The sequence below is a fragment of the Phytohabitans kaempferiae genome (assembly GCF_042433955.1).
Taxonomy (GTDB): Bacteria; Actinomycetota; Actinomycetes; order Mycobacteriales; family Micromonosporaceae; genus Phytohabitans; species Phytohabitans kaempferiae.
This window is the reverse complement of record NZ_JBHLUH010000084.1, coordinates 125384-144374: the sequence shown is the minus strand read 5'-3', so window position 1 is coordinate 144374 and position 18991 is coordinate 125384. Positions and strand designations below refer to the sequence as shown.

The 18991-nt window shown below is 71.3% G+C and carries 17 protein-coding genes and 1 tRNA gene; 7 read left to right on the top strand and 11 right to left on the bottom strand.

The window, feature by feature from the left end; genetic code table 11:
• Window positions 1-36: 36 nt before the first annotated feature.
• Window positions 37-2229 (top strand): AAA family ATPase, encoded by a 2193-nt coding sequence (locus ACFFIA_RS38705; RefSeq protein ID WP_377261387.1) that lies wholly within the window; start codon window positions 37-39, stop codon window positions 2227-2229.
• Between the two features lie 244 nt (window positions 2230-2473).
• Here ACFFIA_RS38705 and ACFFIA_RS38700 read toward each other — a convergent pair whose 3' ends face one another.
• The 5 genes from ACFFIA_RS38700 to ACFFIA_RS38680 all read right to left on the bottom strand — a co-directional run bounded on the left by ACFFIA_RS38700 (window position 2474) and on the right by ACFFIA_RS38680 (window position 6306).
• Window positions 2474-2866 (bottom strand): type II toxin-antitoxin system VapC family toxin, encoded by a 393-nt coding sequence (locus tag ACFFIA_RS38700; protein WP_377261285.1) that lies wholly within the window; start codon window positions 2864-2866, stop codon window positions 2474-2476.
• A gap of 171 nt (window positions 2867-3037) precedes the next feature.
• The gene (locus tag ACFFIA_RS38695; protein WP_377261282.1) at window positions 3038-3421 is read right to left on the bottom strand and encodes a DUF3263 domain-containing protein; all 384 of its coding nucleotides are present in this window, start codon (window positions 3419-3421) and stop codon (window positions 3038-3040) included.
• Window positions 3422-3470: 49 nt separating this feature from the next.
• Window positions 3471-4493, bottom strand: a complete 1023-nt coding sequence (locus ACFFIA_RS38690) for an ABC transporter permease subunit (protein ID WP_377261280.1) — start codon at window positions 4491-4493, stop codon at window positions 3471-3473.
• Window positions 4490-5461 (bottom strand): ATP-binding cassette domain-containing protein, encoded by a 972-nt coding sequence (locus ACFFIA_RS38685; protein WP_377261278.1) that lies wholly within the window; start codon window positions 5459-5461, stop codon window positions 4490-4492. The genes ACFFIA_RS38690 and ACFFIA_RS38685 overlap by 4 nt, the downstream gene beginning before the upstream one ends.
• 59 nt (window positions 5462-5520) lie before the next feature.
• On the bottom strand, window positions 5521-6306 hold the full coding sequence (locus ACFFIA_RS38680; protein ID WP_377261276.1) for a DeoR/GlpR family DNA-binding transcription regulator: 786 nt from the start codon (window positions 6304-6306) through the stop codon (window positions 5521-5523).
• Between the two features lie 172 nt (window positions 6307-6478).
• Here ACFFIA_RS38680 and ACFFIA_RS38675 point away from each other — a divergent pair, with 172 nt between their 5' ends.
• The 3 genes from ACFFIA_RS38675 (at window position 6479) to nagA (ending at window position 9484) form a co-directional block, all read left to right on the top strand.
• Window positions 6479-7399, top strand: coding sequence for an SIS domain-containing protein (locus tag ACFFIA_RS38675; protein WP_377261273.1), 921 nt, complete (start codon window positions 6479-6481; stop codon window positions 7397-7399).
• A 76-nt stretch (window positions 7400-7475) separates the two neighbouring features.
• Complete coding sequence (locus tag ACFFIA_RS38670; RefSeq protein ID WP_377261271.1) at window positions 7476-8387, top strand: ROK family protein; 912 nt, start codon at window positions 7476-7478, stop codon at window positions 8385-8387.
• Entirely contained in the window at window positions 8384-9484 is a 1101-nt protein-coding gene (nagA, locus tag ACFFIA_RS38665; protein WP_377261269.1) for an N-acetylglucosamine-6-phosphate deacetylase, read from the top strand. Before ACFFIA_RS38670 ends, nagA begins: the two co-directional genes overlap by 4 nt.
• Before the next feature lie 12 nt (window positions 9485-9496).
• On the opposite strand, the gene ACFFIA_RS38660 is transcribed toward nagA, so the two are convergent.
• Window positions 9497-10207, bottom strand: a complete 711-nt coding sequence (locus tag ACFFIA_RS38660; protein ID WP_377261266.1) for a phosphatase PAP2 family protein — start codon at window positions 10205-10207, stop codon at window positions 9497-9499.
• A 9-nt stretch (window positions 10208-10216) separates the two neighbouring features.
• Complete coding sequence (locus ACFFIA_RS38655; RefSeq protein WP_377261264.1) at window positions 10217-11398, bottom strand: trypsin-like serine peptidase; 1182 nt, start codon at window positions 11396-11398, stop codon at window positions 10217-10219.
• A gap of 213 nt (window positions 11399-11611) precedes the next feature.
• Between ACFFIA_RS38655 and ACFFIA_RS38650 the strand changes: the two genes are divergently transcribed.
• Window positions 11612-12838, top strand: a complete 1227-nt coding sequence (locus ACFFIA_RS38650) for a DUF4032 domain-containing protein (RefSeq protein ID WP_377261262.1) — start codon at window positions 11612-11614, stop codon at window positions 12836-12838.
• Here ACFFIA_RS38650 and ACFFIA_RS38645 read toward each other — a convergent pair whose 3' ends face one another.
• Window positions 12839-14602: an NAD-binding protein gene (locus ACFFIA_RS38645; RefSeq protein ID WP_377261260.1), complete on the bottom strand. Its 1764-nt coding sequence runs from the start codon at window positions 14600-14602 to the stop codon at window positions 12839-12841.
• Between the two features lie 190 nt (window positions 14603-14792).
• On the opposite strand from ACFFIA_RS38645, the gene ACFFIA_RS38640 reads away from it, so the two are divergent.
• Window positions 14793-15962, top strand: a complete 1170-nt coding sequence (locus ACFFIA_RS38640) for a hypothetical protein (protein ID WP_377261258.1) — start codon at window positions 14793-14795, stop codon at window positions 15960-15962.
• A gap of 129 nt (window positions 15963-16091) precedes the next feature.
• Here the strand turns inward: ACFFIA_RS38640 and ACFFIA_RS38635 are convergent, their stop codons facing one another.
• The 3 genes from ACFFIA_RS38635 to ACFFIA_RS38625 all read right to left on the bottom strand — a co-directional run bounded on the left by ACFFIA_RS38635 (window position 16092) and on the right by ACFFIA_RS38625 (window position 17409).
• Window positions 16092-16526 carry a PIN-like domain-containing protein gene (locus tag ACFFIA_RS38635; protein ID WP_377261256.1) on the bottom strand — a complete coding sequence of 145 codons (435 nt, stop codon included), beginning with the start codon at window positions 16524-16526 and terminating at the stop codon, window positions 16092-16094.
• A gap of 2 nt (window positions 16527-16528) precedes the next feature.
• Entirely contained in the window at window positions 16529-17215 is a 687-nt protein-coding gene (locus ACFFIA_RS38630; RefSeq protein WP_377261254.1) for a DUF433 domain-containing protein, read from the bottom strand.
• Between the two features lie 120 nt (window positions 17216-17335).
• Window positions 17336-17409 (bottom strand) — tRNA-Thr (locus ACFFIA_RS38625).
• 312 nt (window positions 17410-17721) lie between these two features.
• Between ACFFIA_RS38625 and ACFFIA_RS38620 the strand changes: the two genes are divergently transcribed.
• Window positions 17722-18813, top strand: a complete 1092-nt coding sequence (locus ACFFIA_RS38620; RefSeq protein WP_377261252.1) for an ABC transporter ATP-binding protein — start codon at window positions 17722-17724, stop codon at window positions 18811-18813.
• Window positions 18814-18991 lie beyond the last annotated feature (178 nt).

Sequence of the window (18991 nt, the reverse complement as noted above, 5' to 3'; positions counted from 1 at the left end):
CGGGTGGCCGAACGCGATCTCACGCTGACCGCAAGCATGCGTCCGGCGGCACTGGACGCCCGGCGTGGCGTGGTGCGGCTCCATCCCGAGGTGCTGACCGCGCTCGACCTCAATCCCGGCGACCCGGTGCGGCTGACTGGCAGGCGAGCGACCGCCGGCATCGCCGCGCGCGCCGAGCCGGGCGCCAGCCGCGCACTGCTGTACGCCGACGACCTGATCCTCGGCAACCTCGGCGTGCGCGACGGTGGCCAGATCACGGTCACCCCCGCGCCGGTCGTGGCCGCCCGGCGGGTCACGCTGGCCGGGCCGGTCGAGATCATCGCCGCCGTCTCCCCCGAGATGCTGCGCCTCGCGCTGCTCGGCAAGGTGGTCACCGCCGGCGACAACGTCTCGCTCCTCCCCCAGGACGTGGTCACCGAGTCCGGCGTCCGCGCGCTCATCCAGGCCGCGCGGCGCAGCCTCGCCAACACCGTCGGGTACGCGTGGACGAGCACGCTGCTCACGGTCACCGCCGTCGAGCCGGCCGACGCCGCGCTGGTCACGATGGACACGGTGGTCGCCTGGGAGGGCGGGCAGGCCACGCACGAGCCCGGCTCGGTGACGGTGCAGCCACCGGCGGCCGCCGCCAGTGCCGCCGCCCCCGAGGAGGCCCCCTCGGTCGACGACCTGCCCGGGCTCCGCACGCAGGCGCAGGAGCTGACCGAGCTGCTCGACCTGGGCTTTCACCACAGCGAGGTGCTGAGCCGGCTCGGCACCACCGTCGCGCTCGGCGTGCTGATCACCGGCCCGGCCGGCTCGGGCAAGTCGGCGCTCGTACGCGCGGTCGCCGCCGCCGTCGGGGCGCGCGTGACCACCGTGTGGGCGCCCGAGGTCGCCGCGCTCACCAACAACGACGCGGCGGCGAGGCTCCGCTCGGCCGCGGCGGGCGTACGCTCGGGCGGCCCGGCCATGCTACTCGTCTCCGACGTGGAGGCGCTCGCCCCGCGCGAGCAGCCCGGCCCGCTCGCGACCGTGTTCCGGCAGCTGATCGCCGAGGTCGTCCGCGCCGGCGCCGCCGTGGTCTGCACCACGAGCCGCCCCGAGTCGGTCGACCCCACGCTGCGCGGCCCCGACCTACTGGCCGTGCAGCTCGCGGTGGCTCTGCCAGACGCCGCCATGCGCCGCGAGCAGTTGGCCGTACTGAGCCGGGGCATGCCGCTCGCCGAAGACGTACGGCTGGACGACGTGGCGAGCCGCACGCCCGGCTTCGTCGCCGCCGACCTGGCCGCGCTCACCCGCGAGGCCGGGGTGCGCGCGGCGCTCCGCATCCGGTCTTCCGGCGCGCCCGACGACGCCCCACCGACCGTCTCGATGGCCGACTTCGAGGCGGCTCTGGAGGTGGTCCGCCCCACGTCGATGGCACAGTCCACACTGGAGCTCGCCGCCGTCACGCTCGACGACGTGGGCGACATGGTCGAGGTCAAGCAGATGCTGACCGAGTCGGTGCTGTGGCCGCTGACGTATCCCGACACGTTCGCCCGGCTGGGCGTGCAGCCACCGCGCGGCGTGCTCCTCTACGGGCCGCCCGGCTGCGGCAAGACCTTCCTGGTCAAGGCGATCGCCGGCACCGGCAAGGCCAACGTGCTCTCCGTCAAGGGCGCCGAGTTGCTCTCCAAGTGGGTCGGCGACAGCGAGCGGGCGGTGCGTGAGCTGTTTCGCCGGGCCCGCGAGGCGGCGCCGACGCTGGTCTTCCTCGACGAGGTGGACGCGCTGGCCCCGATCCGCGGGCAGGCCACCGACGGCGGCACCACCGACCGGGTCGTGGCGGCGCTGCTCACCGAGCTCGACGGCGTGGAAGACCTGCGCAACGTCGTCGTGGTCGGCGCCACCAACCGCCCCGACCTGATCGACGCCGCGCTGCTCCGCCCCGGGCGGCTGGAGCGCCTGGTCTACGTGCCACCGCCCGACGCCGAGGCCCGTGGCGAGATCCTCCGCGCCGCCTCCCGCGGCGTGCCCCTCGCGGACGACGTCGACCTGCCCTCGCTCGCCTCGTCGCTAAAGGGCTTTTCCGCGGCCGACTGCTCCGCGCTGGTACGCGAGGCGGCACTCGCCGCGATGCGCGAGTCGCTGGAGGCGTCGTCGGTGACCGCCGCCCATGTGGCCACCGCCCGCGAGCGAGTGCGCCCCTCGCTCGATCCGGGGCAGGTCGCATGGCTCGAAACGTACGCGGAGCAGCAGGCCGCCCGCTGACCTCGCGCCCTCCCGCGCGACGACGTCGTGGCCTGCCGATCGGCGGGCTGCCGGCACAGCAGGGAGAGCGGTGTGGCTGGCTCTGCTCTGCCTCCGCGGAGGAACGCGTTAGCACCTGCTGTGTCGCCGATGCGGAAGCAAAGCAGAGCCGGCCGGCCCTTGGACCGTCGCGGTGCGCGGTCAGACCTGAACGCTGGTCGGCGGTAAAGGCCGGCCGCTCTGCCCTGCTCGCGGCGGTGCTCGGTCAGGCCGGCGCCGCGACCGGCAGGCCCTCACTCGCTGCCGCGTCGGCCTGGCGTTTGTCGTAGGTGACGAACGCCTCCAGCCCTTCCGCGATCGTCTTCGCCGTAGCCAGGTGCAGCGCGTCGAGCGTGCGGACGAGCGGCCCACCGGCCGTGGCGGCGCTGGTGACGATGTCGCTGGCGAGCGGCACGGTCATGACCCGCTGAGTGAGGGCCACGGCGCGACCGACCAGGTCCGGCTGGTGCCGGGCGGCCATCCGGACCAACTCCGGATAGAGCAGTGCGGAGGAGACCAGCGGCACGGCGATGCGCTCCGCGAGGAACGTCGTCAACGCCACCGACTCGGGCTCGGCCCGCACCAGCTTTGCCGCAGCCGAGGTGTCGAGGTAGATCACCGCTCGGCATCCCGCTCGGCGATGACCGCGCCGGCCAGACTGCCGCCCTCACCCTCTCCGCCGCCGCGCAGGCCCAGCCACCACGCAGGCCCAGCCACCGCACCACGGCGGGCCATGGCCGGGCACCGCGCGACGGAAGTCAGGTCCGGAAGCGCCGGCCCCGGGCGGACGTCAGCGGCGCCGGGTGCGGGCGCGCGTGGAACGGATGCGCCGCAGCCGCCCGACCACGACCGGATCGTGCGCGAGTGCCGCCGGGTTGTCCAGCAGTCCATTGAGGATCTGGTAGTAGCGCGTCGCGGAGAGGTCGAACTCGTCGCGGATCGCCTGCTCCTTCGAGCCGGCATGCTTCCACCACTTGCTCTCGAAGGCCAGGATCTGCCGCTCCCGCTCGGACAGCGCCGGCGGCCCCGCCACCTCGTCGGCCTCGACAGTGGAATCCGCGTCGAGCGCGGCGTCCGAGTCGACGTCTGCGTCGGGCTCGACGTCGAGATCACCCTCCACAGTGGGGGCTCCCTCGGCGTCGAGCGACCGAGCGTCAGCGGCGGGGGGCTTCATTAGGCTCCTCGCGAGATATTGATTAGCACGGAAGTACTAAGAGACTACCTCACGTGATGTCGCGGCTCCTCATCAGCCAGATCGCCGCGGCCAGCACCGCAGCCGTGCCCACGCCGAAGACCAGGGCGGACTGCTGCCAGGTCACGACGAACGTGTCCGGCTCGCACTGGCCGAACGAGAAGTTGCACGAACGCCAGTCGGTCAACTCCCACCGCTTCTGGAACCACGCCAGCGCGTAGGTGGACAGGACCCACCGGTCGCCGAAGCGTACGCCGGCGATGTCCAGCGCGATGCGCATGCCGATCTCGCTGACCACGCCGAGGCCGACCGCCGCGCCCAGCGCCATCGCGGTGTGGCGCCCGACCGACGCGAGGCCGAACGCGACCGTGGTCACCGCCAGCACCAGGCCGACGCCGCGCGCCCCGCTGAGCGCGAACGACTCCCAGGCCCCCTGCGTCATCTTGCCGCTCTGCCCGTCGAAGCGGCCGATCAGCCAGAACGTGAGGGTCCACAGTGCGCCGAGCAGGACCGTGAGGCCGAGCATGCCGCCGAGCAGCACGCCGAGCTTGGTGAGCAGCACGTGGAGCCGGCGTGGGCGCCACAGCAGGAGGTTCATCATGCCGCCGCTGTTCCACTCGGCGCCCACGTACGACGCGCCGAGGATGAAGCCGACCAGCGCCACGATGCCGGCGAACACCGAGATGAAGGTGCTGAAGTGCTCGCGGAAGTTGAACTCGTACGGCAGGTGCCACTCGGCGCTGAAGTGCTCGCGCTGTGGCGCGTACGTGGGGTCGCTGCCGCAGTCGGGCGGGTAGCGGTCGGCGATGGCTTCGCCGCGCGCCTTCGCCGCCTCGCACTCGGTCACCATCTGCTGGTGGTAGATGAGGGACTGCTGGTAGTCCCGCTCGGCCCTGGCCTCGGCGGCGGCGACCTGGGCCGGCCCGATCTTCTGGCTGGCGACGGTGAACGCGACGGCGATCGCGCCCAGCCCCAGCACCAGCAGGACCACCATCAGCCGAGTGATCCGACGCTTGGTCAGGCGACGCACCTCGGCCCGGATCAGCCCCTTCATGCCGGCACCTCCACGGACTGGTCGACCTGACGGTGCTGGCCGGCGACCGGCGCGGTGCCGGTCAGCTCGAGGAAGACGCTCTCCAGGTCGACCGTGACCGGGGCGAGCTCGTTGACGTACAGGTCACGGGCGGCGAGCGTGCGGGTGACCCACGCCGGCTTCTCGATGCCGGTGACGAGCAGGTGGTCGGGCTTGAGGTCGACCCGCGCACCGGCCGCGACCAGCACCTGCGCGGCGACGGGCAGGTCGGTGGCGGCCTCCAGCCGCACGACCACGCCGCCGCCCGAGTGCTCCGCCAGCACCTCCGCGACCGGCCCCGAGGCGACCCGGCGGCCAAGCGAGATGATCGTGACGGAGTCGCAGATCTGCTGCACCTCGCCGAGGATGTGGCTGGAGAGCACCACCGTCATGCCGGACGCGGAGAGCTGCCGCATCAGGTCGCGCATCTCCCGGATGCCGCCCGGGTCGAGCCCGTTGGCCGGCTCGTCGAGTATCAGCAGCTCGGGCTGCTTGAGCAGCGCTGACGCCACGGCGAGGCGCTGCTTCATGCCGAGGGAGTAGGTCTTGACCTTCTCCTTCGCCCGGTCGCGGAGCCCCACCAGCTCCAGCACCTCGGCCACGCGCGTCTGGGGCACCTCACCGGCGTCGGCGAGGATCGACAGCGTGTCTTGCGCGGAGAAGTGCGGGAAGAACTGCGGGCTCTCCACGATCGCGCCGACCCGGCCGGCGACCTCTGGCAGGCGGGCCGGCACCTCCTCGCCGAGGATCGCCATCCGGCCACCGTTGGGACGGATCAGACCCAGCAGAGTGCGCAGAGTGGTCGTCTTGCCGGACCCGTTGGGCCCCAGGAAGCCGTGCACCTGCCCGGCCTCCACCACCATGTCGAAGCCGTCGAGCGCCCGTCGGGCCCCCTTGCGACGGCTGCGGTAGGTCTTTTGTAGACCTTCTATCTCCAACACCGCTGTCACGCCCGACAACATACTCGGTATGCACCACGGCGCGCTGCCCCATCGCGGATGATGGCGAATTAGGCGCAGATAACCCTTACGCCCACAGCCTCGAACGCGGCGACGGCCTCCGGCAACGCGCCCGAGTCGGTCACCAGCATCTCGATCCGCTCGATGGGGCAGATCCGGGCGAACGCGTGCCCGCCCAGCTTTGAGGAATCGGCGATGATGACGACCCGTTTCGCCCTAGCGACCATCAGGTTGTTCATCGACGCCTCGCCCTCGTGGTGGGCCGCGGCACCGAGCTGCACGTCGATCGCGTCGACGCCGAGCAGCGCCACGTCGAGCGTCACCTCCCGCAGCAGCGCCCCGCCGAGCGGCCCCACCAGCTCGTACGACTGGGGGCGCACCACACCGCCGGCCACCACGATCTTCATCCGCGAGCGCACGAGCAGCTCGTTTGCGATGTTGAGCGCGTTGGTCACCACGGTCAGCTGGGCGCCGTCGTTGCCGCTGTTGAGGTCGGGGCGTACGGCCAGCGCGCGGGCCACCTCGGTCATCGTCGTGCCGCCGTTGAGCCCGACCACCATGCCCGGCGCCACCAGGGCGGCGGCGGCCGCGCCGATGCGCTGCTTCTCCGCGGAGTGCTTGGCGGTCTTGTAGCGCAGCGGCAGGTCGTACGACACGCCGTTGGCGACAGCGCCACCGCGCGTGCGCGTAATCATCTGCTGCTGGGCGAGCTGGTCGAAGTCGCGGCGTATCGTGGCCTGCGAAACGTCCAGGCGGGCGGCCGCGTCCTCCACGCTGACCCGCCCGCTGTCGGTCAGCAGCTCGAGCAGGGCGTTCCAGCGTGCGTAGCGATCCACCGTAGCCTCCGCCGTACGGACGGTGCATGAATGCGTGCACAATAGTGCGCGAAACATCGGTACGCAAAACAGGCCGCTGCGCGAAGTTGCGCACGGTTGCCACCGACCAGCCGGACCGCGCACAATAACGCTCGAAAGCGGGCCGGACCGAGCCGTTACGCGCAGGAGAATCATGGCTTACGTTGACGGGGAGATAGCCAGTCAGCCCGACTGCTGGCGACAGGCGGCAGACCTCGCCGGCCGGTCGGTTGGCCTGCCCCGCCCGGGGGAGCGAGTCGCCGTGGTCGGTTGTGGCACGTCGTGGTTCATGGCCATGGCCTACGCGGCGCTGCGCGAGCGCGCCGGCCACGGCGAGACCGACGCCTTCCAGGCCTCCGAGTTTCCGGGCAACCGGCGCTACGACCGGATCGTGGCGATCACTCGTTCGGGCACCACGACCGAGGTGGTCGACCTGATCGGTGCGGTCGAGGCGCCCACCACCACGATCGCCGGCGACCCCTCGTCGCCAGCCGTGCAGTTGGCGACCGACGCCGTGCTGCTGCCCTTCGCCGACGAGCGGTCGTTGATGCAGACCCGCTTCGCCACCACCGTGCTCGCGCTGCTCCGCGCCCACCTCGGCGAAGACCTCGGGCCGGTCGCGGTCGACGCCGAGGTGGCCGTCCGCGCACCGCTGCCGGTCGACGCCACGCTGGTCGAGCAGGTCACGTTCCTGGGTCGCGGTTGGACGGTAGGGCTGGCCCACGAGGCGGCGCTCAAGTGCCGCCAGGCCGCCACGCTCTGGGCGGAGGCATACCCGGCGATGGACTACCGGCACGGTCCCATCTCGATCGCGACGATCGGGCGAGTGGTGTGGGCGATCGGCGACGTGCCAGAAGGGCTGGCCGAAGACGTGGCGGCCACCGGCGCGGCCTTCGTGCACGGCAGCCTCGGCGGCGGCTACTCCGCGCTCGGTCACTGGGGCGGTGGCCGCCAGCCGCTCGACCCCATGGCCGACCTCGTCCTCGCCCAGCGCTTCGCCGTGGCCAACGCCGCCAGCCGCGGGCTCGACCCGGACACTCCCCGCCACCTCAGCAGGTCGGTCGTCCTCGCATGACCGAGCGCAGCGGGCGAGTCATCAGGCACAGCGGGCTTGGCGCCCCAGTCCCGCCCGCGATAAAGCGAGGACGGGCGTGAGCCGGGCGGTCGTCGCGCTCGACGTCGGCGGCACCGGCATCAAGTCCGCGCTCGTCTCCGAGAGCGGCGCGGTGCTGCACACCGAGCGCCACGCCACCGGCGCCGCACGCGGCCCCGACGCGGTGGTGGAGACGATCCTCGACCTGGCTGAGAGCCTGGCCGGCAAGGCCCGCGCCGACGGTCTCACCCCGGTCGCCGCCGGCGTCACCGTGCCGGGCGTCGTCGACGAGGCGGCCGGTGTGGCGGCCTGGTCGGCAAACGTGGGCTTCCGTGACGTACCCCTGCGTGATCTTGTGTCGGCGCGGCTCGGCCTGCCCGCGGCGCTCGGCCACGATGTGCGCGCGGGCGGCCTGGCCGAGGCGCGGCTGGGCTCCGGGCGCGACTTCCGGCAGGTGCTCTTCGTGGCGATCGGCACCGGCATCGCGGCCGCGCACGTGGTCGACGGCAAGGGCTTTTCGGGCGCGCACGGCGCCGCGGGCGAGCTGGGGCACATCGTCGTGCGCCCCGGCGGCACCATCTGCGGCTGCGGCGCGCGCGGCTGTCTCGAGGCCGAGGCGTCGGCGGCCGGGGTGAGCCGGCGATACGCGACCGCCACCAGCAGCGCCGCCACCGCCGCCGAGGTCGTCGCACTCGCGGCCGCTGGCGACGCCGCCGCCACGGAGGTCTGGAGCGAGACCGTCGAGGTACTGGCGGACGGGCTGGTCACCGCGCAGACGCTCTACGACGTCGAGGCGATGGTGCTCGGCGGCGGCCTGGCCGAGGCGGGCGACGCGCTGCTCGTCCCGCTGCGGGTCGCGATCCGCGCGCGGCTCCGCTTCCAGGCCGAGCCGGCCCTGGTGCGCGCGGCGCTCGGCGACGAGGCCGGCTGCGTCGGCGCCGCCCTCCTGGCCCTGGACGCGCGCGCGTGAGGATCGACGGCCGAGTCGTCACGCCCACCGGCGTCGTACACGGATATGTAGAGGTGCGCGGCGACACGATCGCCTCGGTCGGTGCCGCCGACACGGTGGCCGACCGGTGGATCGTGCCCGGCTTCGTCGACATCCACACGCACGGCGGCGGCGGGCACACGTTCACGACCGGCGACGCCGCGGCCGCCCGCGAGGCCGCCGCCTTCCACCTGCGGCATGGCACGACGACGCTGGTTGCCAGCCTGGTCAGCTCGCCCTACGAGCTGATGCGCGACGCCACCGCCGCCTTCGCCCCGCTCGTGGCCGAGGGCGTGCTGGCCGGCATCCACTACGAGGGCCCGTACCTGTCGCAGGTCCGGTGCGGCGCGCAAAATCCCGACCACCTGCGCGACCCGTCGCTCGACGAGCTCTCCGCGCTGATCGCACTGGGCGGCGGCGCGTTGCGGATGGTCACGCTCGCCCCCGAGCGGCCGGGCGCGCTGGAGGCCATCGAGCTGCTCGGCGCACACGGCGTGGTGGTCGCGGTGGGGCACACCGACGCCACGTACGACCAGACGCTCGCCGCGGTCGCCGCCGGCGCCACCGTGGGCACACACGTCTTCAACGGCATGCGCCCGCCACACCACCGCGAGCCGGGGCCGGTCTTCGCGCTGCTCGGCGCCGCGCCGGTGGTGTGCGAGCTGATCGCCGACGGCACACACCTGCACGACGGCACGCTCGCCTTCGCCGCCAAGGTCACCGGCCCCGACCGGGCCGCCCTGATCACCGACGCGATGGCGGCGGCGGGCATGCCCGACGGCGAGTACGAGCTGGGCGGTCAGACGGTGGTGGTGGCCGACCGCGTGGCCCGGCTGGCCCGTGACGGTTCGATCGCCGGCAGCACGCTCACCATGGACGCGGCACTGCGCCGGGCGGTGGGCGCGGGCATCGCGATGACCGACGCGGTGCGCATGGCCGCGACGACGCCGGCCCGCGCGATCGGCCTCGCCGGTGAGGTGGGCGCGCTCGAGCCCGGCCTCCGCGCCGACCTTGTCGTGCTCGACGACGCTCTCCAGGTGCGGCAGGTGCTGCGCGCCGGCTCCCCGATCGCTCTCTGAGCCCGCCCAAGCTCAGAGATCGGCTGGTGGGGCCTCGCCGGAGGTCTCAAGATCGGGGCGCGGCAGGGCGGGCCAGGGCACGCGCGCCAGCAGGCGGTCCAGCACGATGCCCAGCAGGACGCCGGCGATCGAGTCGGTGACCCAGTGGTAGTTCAGGTAGACGGTCGTGACGAAGACGATCGTCGGCGGGGCGATGCGCAGCCAGCGGCGGGCGGTACGGCCCAGCCAGGGAGCGAGCAACAGCGCCAGCACGCCGTACCAGACGATGGTGTTGACCATGTGGCCGGAGGGATAGGAAAGGCTGTACTCATCCGGCGGCAGGTGATTGAAGATCTCCACCGCGTCCGGGAGGATCGAGCGCGGCGCGGCCCGGTCGGTCCAGAGCTTGAGCGGCATGATGGCGAAGCCGGTGGCCAGAAACGCGGCGACCACCAGCGCCAGGGGCCAGATCGAGCGACGGCGGATGCCGAGCCAGATCGCGATGATCCCGCTGATGACGGTGAGCGGGCCGCCGCTGCCCAGGAAGTTGAGCGTGCGAGCGACCCAGTAGCCCGGATCCCACTCGTGCGCGAAGAGCCAGTCGGCGACGTCGCGGTCGAGGTCGAGCAGCCAGCCGGCCGCGAGGGCAGCGGTCAGCGCGGCGAACGCGACCAGCAGAAGGGCGTCGAACCACCATCCGGCCGGTCGCACGCGGCTCGGGCGACGGGTGACGGTCTCCTGCACACGCCCAAACTACAGTTGCGACTTGATCTTGTTGTAGATCAGGTCGATGCGCACGCCGGAATTGGGGCAGCCGCCGAAGTGGTGCAGCGCGAGCACCTTGTTGGTGCGCTTCGAGATGACCGGCGAGCCGGAGGAGCCGCCCTCGGTGTCGCAGAAGTACGAGACGTCGGACGCCTTGGCGTACCCGGTGTAGCTGGGGTCGTCGATCGCGCAGTTGCCGTTGTCCGCGTCGCTGTCCATCGCGATCTGGGTCGGGTCACCGCCGGGGTGCTGGGGGATGTACAGCTCCTCCCCCTTCGCCGGCCGCCGCAGGTCGAACTCCAGGTAGCCGAACTTCTTCACGCTGTCGAAGTCTTCGATCGTGAAGAGCGTGTAGTCGAGTTCCTCGTTGGTGCTGAGCACCTTGTCGCCCCACACCTTGGTCGACCGGAAGACCGCGTGGCCACCGCACTGGGCGCACTGGTAGTTGAACCACACCTCGGTGTCGTACGCGTCCCTCGACGTCGCGATGCAGTGGTTGTTGGTCATCATGCGGTTGGTGGGGCCGACCCGCCACGCGGTGCACAGTTCGTTGCCGTTGATCAGGAGGCGGGCGACCGCCTTGGAGCGCTCGTACGCGACCGGATCCGACGACTTGTAACAGACCGCGTCCGCCTTCTCGTCGCCGCCGCAGATGCTCTCCGGCGTCCGCTGCGGCTGGCGGGCCCGCTCGTCGGCGCTGAAGCCGTGAGCCACCTTGTCGACGCCCACGCCCAGGTTGGCGATGGTCGACTCCAGCCCGAGCAGGTCGGGGCGGATCGAGTGCAGCTCGACCACCGCGGTGTCGCCGGAGACCGACATGCCCCACCGGCCCGCCCCCGACAGCAGGCCGGACTCGACCCGGTGCACCTCCGTGCCGGTCGGGTCGGAGATGGTCAGGTAGTCGCCGGGCAGCAGCAGGACCCGGCTGAAGTGTGGCTTCACGTAGGTGGCGCCGGGGTACCGCAGCGTCATCCGGCGATCAGCGTCCAGGTACCCGATGACCCGGTCGATCTGCTCGACCGACCCGATCTGCTCGCGCCCGACGAGCGTGCGCCCGGTGCTGCCGCGCTCCTCGGTCCGCGGGGCGGTGCTGGTCGTCCGGCGGGGCGCGGCCTGTCCGGGCGTGGAGGCGGCTGCGCCGGCCGGCTCGTCCGCCACGCGCTCCGGCATGGGCGCGCTCACCGCGGGCGGTGCCGGCGCCTCTCCGGTTCGGGCGTACGCCGTCGCGCCAGCCACCCCCGCGAGTGCCACCACTGTGCAAGCCCCCGCCGCCAGCGCCACCGTTCGCCGCATACCTGTCCCCCACAAATCACATATCGTGACAATCCGTTCCGACTGTGTGTAACGAGCCACGGTTAGCGGCGTCGCGCGCTCTCGAACGGCATGCTTGTGTACGTGCGGATCACATCGGCCCTCGTGGACCCAGCGCTGCTCGACCTGCCGTGGTCGACGCCGCTGGAGGAGTGGCCCGCCGACCACCTGGTGGCGCTCCCCCAGGGCATCTCGCGGCACGTGGTGCGCTTCGTGAAGATGGCCGGCACCGTCTACGCGGTCAAGGAGACCGGCGAGCGAGTGGCCGAGCGGGAGTACGACCTGCTGCGCGCGCTGGAGCGGATCGACTTCCCGGCGGTGCAGGCGGTGGCGATCGTGGCCGACCGGGCGACCCCGGACGGTGAGCCGCTCGACCCGGTGCTTATCACGCGGCACCTCCAGTTCTCGCTGCCGTACCGGGCGCTCTTCTCGCACACGCTCCGCCCGGAGACGATGACCCGGCTGCTCGACGCGCTGGCCGCGTTGATCGTGCGGATGCACCTCACCGGCTTCTTCTGGGGCGACTGCTCGCTCTCCAACACGCTCTTCCGCCGCGACGCCGGCGCGTTCGCCGCCTACCTGGTCGACGCCGAGACCGGTGCGCTGCGCCCCTCACTCTCCAAGGGGCAGCGCGGCGAAGACGTGGAGATCGCGCGGGTCAACATCTTCGGCGAGGCGCTCGACCTCCAGGCCGCCGGGCTGCTGCACGAGTCGATCGACCCCGAGCTGGTCGCGGAGGAGGTCGTCGAGCGCTACGAGCGGCTGTGGCACGAGATCACGTACGAGCAGGAGGTCAAGCGGGAAGACCGCCACGACATCGAGGGGCGCATCCGCCGCCTCAACGAGCTCGGCTTCGACGTGGCCGAGGTGGCGATGTCCCTCGTGGACGGCGACGGTGGCTACCGGGTCCGCCCAAAGGTGGTCGACGCCGGCTACCACACGCGCCGGCTGCTGCGCCTGACCGGCCTCGACGCCGAGGAAAACCAGGCCCGGCGGCTGCTCAACGACCTCGACACGTACCGGGCGGAGAGCGACCTCACCGACGAGCAGCAGGCGGCGCACCGCTGGCTGACCGAGGTGTTCGAGCCGGTGGTCCGCGCCGTCCCGGCCCACCTGCGGCGCAAGCTGGAGTCGTCCGAGCTGTTCGTGCAGATCATCGAGCACCGGTGGCGGCTGTCCGAGGAGGCCGGCCGCGACGTGGGCCTGGCGCCCGCGGTGCAGTCGTTCCTCGCCGACGTGCTGGTGCACCGCCCCGATGAGCAGGCCGTACTCGGCGTCGAGCTGACCCCCTCGCTCTGATCAGGGCGTCTCCACGGCCGGCTCAGGCTGCTCCATCGCCCGCTTGAGCAGCCAGCCGAGCCCGGAGCGGCGGGCCACGACGGTGAGGCGGTCGCCACCGTCGATCCGGAACGCGCTGGAGGGCGTCCACATCGGCCGAGGCTCGCCGAACCTCGCGAGCGCGATCACGCGTACCTCGCCGGCCCGGCTCGCGTCGCCGACCGTGGCGCCGTCGAGCAGCGAGCCACGCGCCACCACCACCTCGGAGACCAGCAGCACGTGGCGGTCGACCGGGATGGTGGCGATCACGTCGCGGTTCATCAGGGCCGCGACGAACGCGGGGGCGGCCAGGTAGGAGACGCTGCGCGAGGTGCCGATGTTGAATGCCTTCTGGATCCGGTACGCCAGGTCGCCGTCGAAGAGGCGCATCACGACCCGCACGTCGGGGCGGATCGCGCGGCCATTGAGCGCGGCCTGGAGGTTGCTGACGTCGTCGGTGGAGACGACCACCAGCGCCTGGCAGGTGCTTACCGACGCGGTGCGGAGCACGGCCTCCTGCGACGCGTCCCCGATGATCAGCGGGATGCCCAGCTGCCGGGCGACCGGCGCGCCTCGGGCCTCGGCGTCCTTGTCGATCGCGACGACCTCGATACCCAACTCGTGGAGCTGGCGGATGATCCGGGTACCGACATTGCCCACGCCGACCACGACGACGTGGTTTTCCCGGGGCATGTGCAGCCGGCCGACGTTGAGCGCGAGGCGGGCGTTGACGATCGCGTCGACCACGACCGCGGTGATCAGCGGGATCAGCGCGAGCCCGGCGAGCGTGAGCACGACCTGGATCACCTGTACGCCGAGCGACGCATCGAGGTCCACATCAGACCCGGTGATCGTGGTCAGCAGCGTGACGTAGAGCGCCTTCCACAGCCCGAGGTCCTGCGACCGGGCGAGCAGCCCGCCGAAGATCGTCGACACCGCCAGTACCGCGATGGTCGCGACGCCCAGCTTGCGGCTGACGAACCAGCGCAGCCCTCGGAAGAGCACCGCGAACGGCCGGCGCCACCGGCGCCGCTGGACGATCCGGCGGGCCGCGACCACCGTGCCGGCCTGCTGCCCCATCACCTCGGCCAGCACCAGGTCGGCCCGGCTCTGGTCGGCCGGCAGCACGCGGGGGTTGTTGCGCTCGGTGGTGTCGGCGAGCCCGCAGACGACGCTCTCCGGCAGTACCTCGGAGCGGCGGGCCACGTAGAAGTTGCGGCCGGCGTGGTGGAAGTCGGTCGGCGCCGGCTCACCCAGCGCGGCGGCGACGAAGGCGGGCGCGGCCATCGCCGAGTCGGACATCACCTCGCAATCGGCGAAGAGGCGCTTGACCCCCTCTGCCAGCCGAGGCGTGAACATGCGGAGCACCAGCCGCACGCGCGGCTCCACCTCCTGCGCGCACAGGGCGGCGTGGATGTTGCCCACGTCGTTCTGGTGGAGCAGCGCGAGGCCGTCGGCGCCGGCCAGCCCCGCCCGCCGGAACGCGTCTTCGTCGAGCCGGTCGGCCCGGACCAGGTGGATCCCCTTGATCTCGGCGATGTCCGGACCGTCGGGGCGCCGGCGGCTCGGCACGATGACGGTGATCCGCGCCTCGTACGACTGTGCCAACTCCCGCACCACGCGGTAGGCCAACGGATCGCTGCCGCAGATGACGTAGTGCGGCGCGTCGCCGTTGGGCCGAAGTCCTTCACGCAGGCGGGAGACGACCGCGCGCCGTGCCCGGTTGCGCCACGGGTCTACCGACATGCCCGGATCGTAGTCAGGTCGTTCACGCCCCCGCAGCCCTGAAGATCACGAACCCGGGCCTGCCCCGGCGGAACGCCTTTGACGTGCGTTTTCGCCCCGGCAGGAACGGTTTGGCGTGCGGCTCGTTGGACGTTTTGGCGTACTTAGCACCAATTGCTCGGTGCTACCGGTAAGCACTGAATGGATGGACATGAACAAGTGGTTCTATCGTGCGGTGGGGACGGTCGGCATCGCCGGCGGCTTCCTGCTGCTCGGCGGCGGCGCCGCGCAAGCCGAGGACGTCGACGCCACCCCGGTCAGCGACCCTCAGCAGCTCCAGGGCCTGCTCGACGGCTTCTTCACCCCTCTCGGGGGTAACGACTTCTCGCAGGTCAACCTCGGCCCGAACGCCAAGGGCGTCACCCCGGACGTGGTGATGAGCGGCCAGCTCGGCTCCCTCGGTGGCGACGTGATGCCGACCCGCGACCTCGGCTTCGTCGGCTCGGCGCCCTCCTCGCCCACCGCCTCGGTAAGCACCGACGCGCTGGGCCACGGCTCGCTCGACCGCGCGCTCGGCGCCTCCATGGCCGGTGGCGAGGCGCACGCGGAGAAGCCGAACCTGATCTCCGAACTGCCCGTGGCCGGTACCTTCACCGACACCGTCGGCGCGACCCGCGCGGTCGACTCGCTCGGCCTGAGCGGCACCACGACCACGCTGCTCAACGGCGCGAACGGCCTCAGCGCCAACGCCGGCGGCATGGACGACCTGGTGCCCGCCACGTCTGATGTGGACGCCTCCCGCGCCGGCGCCGCCGTACCCGCCTCGCTCGGCCTCGTGCCGGCCGACGCGATCCCGGGCGTGAACACGCACAAGGCGGTCCGCGGCAACACCAACGGGGTCGCCCGCTCCACCGGCTCGCAGGCCCAGGACATGGTGCCCGCGCTGATCGGCGAGGCGATGACCGCGCAGAACCCCGAGCTGTTCACCCGCTCCTTCGAGTACGGCCAGCCGGAGGCCCTGCCGCCGGTCGCCACGCTCCCGCTGGTCGGCGACCTGCACCTCAAGGGCGTGCCGGGCGCAGCCGACAACCCGACCAACGAGATCCCGATCGTGGGCGCGCTCGGCTCGCTGGGCCTGCCCGGCGGCGCCGCGCCGGCCACCACGCTGCCGGCTCCGGCCAGCGACGCGGACACCAAGCAGACGCCGCCGCGCCGGGTGCACAGCACCAACGAGCGCCCGGTGGCGGGCGAGGACGCCGACTACAGCGAGGCCGCCCAGATCGGGCTCCCGCTGGTCGGGGACATCAGCAACGTCACCCGCGTACTGCCCACCAACGGCAGCCTCGCGGGTACGCCGGGTCTGGCGTACATGCCGTTCTGAGTCCTCTCCACCTGAGGGGCGTGGGTCGACCGACCCGCGCCCCTCAGCCTTTAGTCGTGGGCGGTCACTCGACTGAAAGGGCCTGGGGACATGGTCGGTCGTGCGCTACCTACGCCTCGGGTGCGCGCATCAGGTTGAGAGGCTGATGCGACGCAAGTTGGTCCGAGAGGCAACATAGTTAAACGGGCCCGGTTGCTCATAGAGGTCGACAATCTGCCGCCACCGGCACATCACGATCTCCAACTGGTCGAAGGTCCCATGCGCCTGCGAGGTGTCCAGGGCCACCATCTTGGCGCTATGTTCGCGTACCTCGGCCAGTTCCTTGGTGTGCACTTGAATGTGACCGTCTCGCGTGATGATCAGCCAACCCCTCGCAGCCACCAAGCCGATCCAGTCCTTGTCCGGGACAGCCGGACTCCTGATCGGGCAGGGCGGCCGGATTCGCTTCCGAACAGTGGCTCCAGGATCGCCCGGGTAGGTAACGTCGTCACGGAGGCCAGCGAGGACGTGGGCAAGTCCGAGGATGTCTGCGTCGATGTAGAAGCGGACTTCAGCTGGACGCATGCCTACGCGGCATTCGCGGACTTGGCGCGTTGCGAATTCTCGTACGCCAACGCCCACCGGACGTCAGCTTGCGTCAGGCTATAAAGGACCGCCAAGTCGGCCACGTCCTCCCCCGCATCCTCCTGCTCCCAGATCGCTGCGGTGCTGATGCCCTTGACGGCGGGGCGACCGAAGCGAACCTCGGGGCGAATCCGAACGGTTGACCCCTCCTCCGCGACGGGCAACCAGCCCGCCGCCTGGTCGCCTTCCCAGTCGACTCGGTCGTAGAAGTTCTGGGAGGGCGCCGTAAGGATCAGCTGACCGCTGATCACCGCAACGAGGTGGAACTCAGGATCGAGGCCAGACGAGAGTTGGGCTTCGAGTACCAACTCTCTGTTCATCGCGTACGGACGACGGTCGGCCAGCGGGTAGGGCACGCCCAACTCGTCTCTCATCCGGTCGATGAAGACACGAAGCTCTGCCATCGGCACCTTGTGGTGGCGCCGGTACTGCCGAAGCAACCCGGCTTCGACGAATTCAGCCCATGTGACGGTGCGCCTGCCTGTGGGCTCAGCCCGCAATACAGGTTTGTAGGCCTTGCCTCGGTAGGTCCGGCCCTCGAGCCAGTAGTGCAAGGTGCCCTGGGCCACATTCAGGAGGCGCGCGGCTTCCGCCTCCGTGTACATCTCGCGGTCAAGGACGGTCGCCACGCTGCCAGTGTCGCACTCCCGCGACGCCGCCACAGCCCCGTTAGGCGAGTGGCGTGTGCGGGAAACCTGCCCACTCCCATGCGCCCATGACAGCATTTTCGCAGGTGAGGAACCTCGTCGAGCCCCCGGTCGGATTCGAACCGACGACCACTCGCTTACAAGGCGAGTGCTCTGGCCAGCTGAGCTACAGGGGCGTCTCGTCGCCAGCATAACGACCGACGGGCATACCTGGTGATCCGCGTTTGGGCAGCGTACGCGGCGTGTTGAAAGGCCCCCGCTCGGTGAGCATGAGTGGGGAGCGCCGTTCGTGCCCGAGTGACCGAATGATCCTCTCAGCGGGCTCTCAGATACGCGCTCCCACCTTGGCAGCCAGCCGGAAACCGTTTACCGTGGCGTGACACGGGCGACACCCTGGTGCGCGCCCGTTGGCCGGCGCAGCGTGTGCCGGTCGCTCCTTCACTCGGATCGTCCGGCACGTTCCTGCCGGTGAAAGGAAGCGCTTCACCATGGCTACGGTCACGTACTCCAAGGCGACCCGCGTCTATGCGGGCACCGAGCGTCCCGCGGTCGACCATCTGGACCTGGAGATCGGTGACGGGGAGTTCCTCGTCCTGGTCGGCCCGTCCGGCTGCGGAAAGTCCACCAGCCTGCGGATGCTCGCCGGCCTGGAAGACGTCGACGAGGGCTCGATCCACATCGACAGCCGCGACGTCACCCACCTGCCGCCCAAGGCCCGCGACATCGCGATGGTCTTCCAGAACTACGCCCTCTACCCGCACATGACGGTGTACGAGAACATGGCGTTCGCCCTCAAGCTCCGCAAGACCCCCAAGGCGGAGATCGACCGGCGGGTCAAGGAGGCGGCCGCGCTGCTCCAGCTCGAGGAGTACCTCAGCCGCAAGCCCAAGGCGCTCTCCGGTGGTCAGCGCCAGCGTGTCGCCATGGGCCGCGCGATCGTGCGTGAGCCCCAGGTCTTCCTCATGGACGAGCCGCTGTCCAACCTGGACGCCAAGCTCCGCGTGCAGACGCGTACCCAGATCGCGACCCTCCAGGCCAAGCTCGGCATCACCACCGTGTACGTGACCCACGACCAGATCGAGGCCATGACGATGGGCCACCGCGTGGCGGTCCTCCTCGACGGCGTGCTTCAGCAGGTGGACACCCCGCGGGAGCTTTACGACCGCCCTGGCAACGTCTTCGTCGCCGGCTTCATCGGCTCGCCCGCCATGAACATCAAGACCGTCCCGCTCACCGAGCAGGGCGCCGTCTTCGCCCAGATGATCGTGCCGCTCACCCGCGAGCAGGTCGCGGCCGCCCAGGCCGAGGGCGGCAACAACAAGATCACCGTCGGCTTCCGCCCTGAGGACTGCGACCTGGTCAGCCCCACCGAGGGCGGCCTGCCCGTGGTCGTCGAGCTGGTCGAAGACCTCGGCTCCGACGCCAACGTCTACGGCCACGCGGCCCTCGACGGCGGCTCCGAGCGCTTCGTCGTCCGCACCGACCGCCGCCACATGCCCAACATGGGCGACACGGTCTTCGTCAAGCCGCGCACGGGCCAAAACCACGCCTTCCACGCGGTGACCGGTCAGCGCCTCTGACCCACGCTCAAGCACGATGAGGGGCGGGCCCGCGGGGCCCGCCCCTCATCTCTTCCCGCAACTCCGCCGCGACCACATCCGTGAGAGAGATCCCGTGGACGCTGAGGATGAGGTCACACTCGGCGGCGACGACGAAACCGCCCATCGCCTCGAGCAGGTCCCGTTGCGGGCTAAGTCC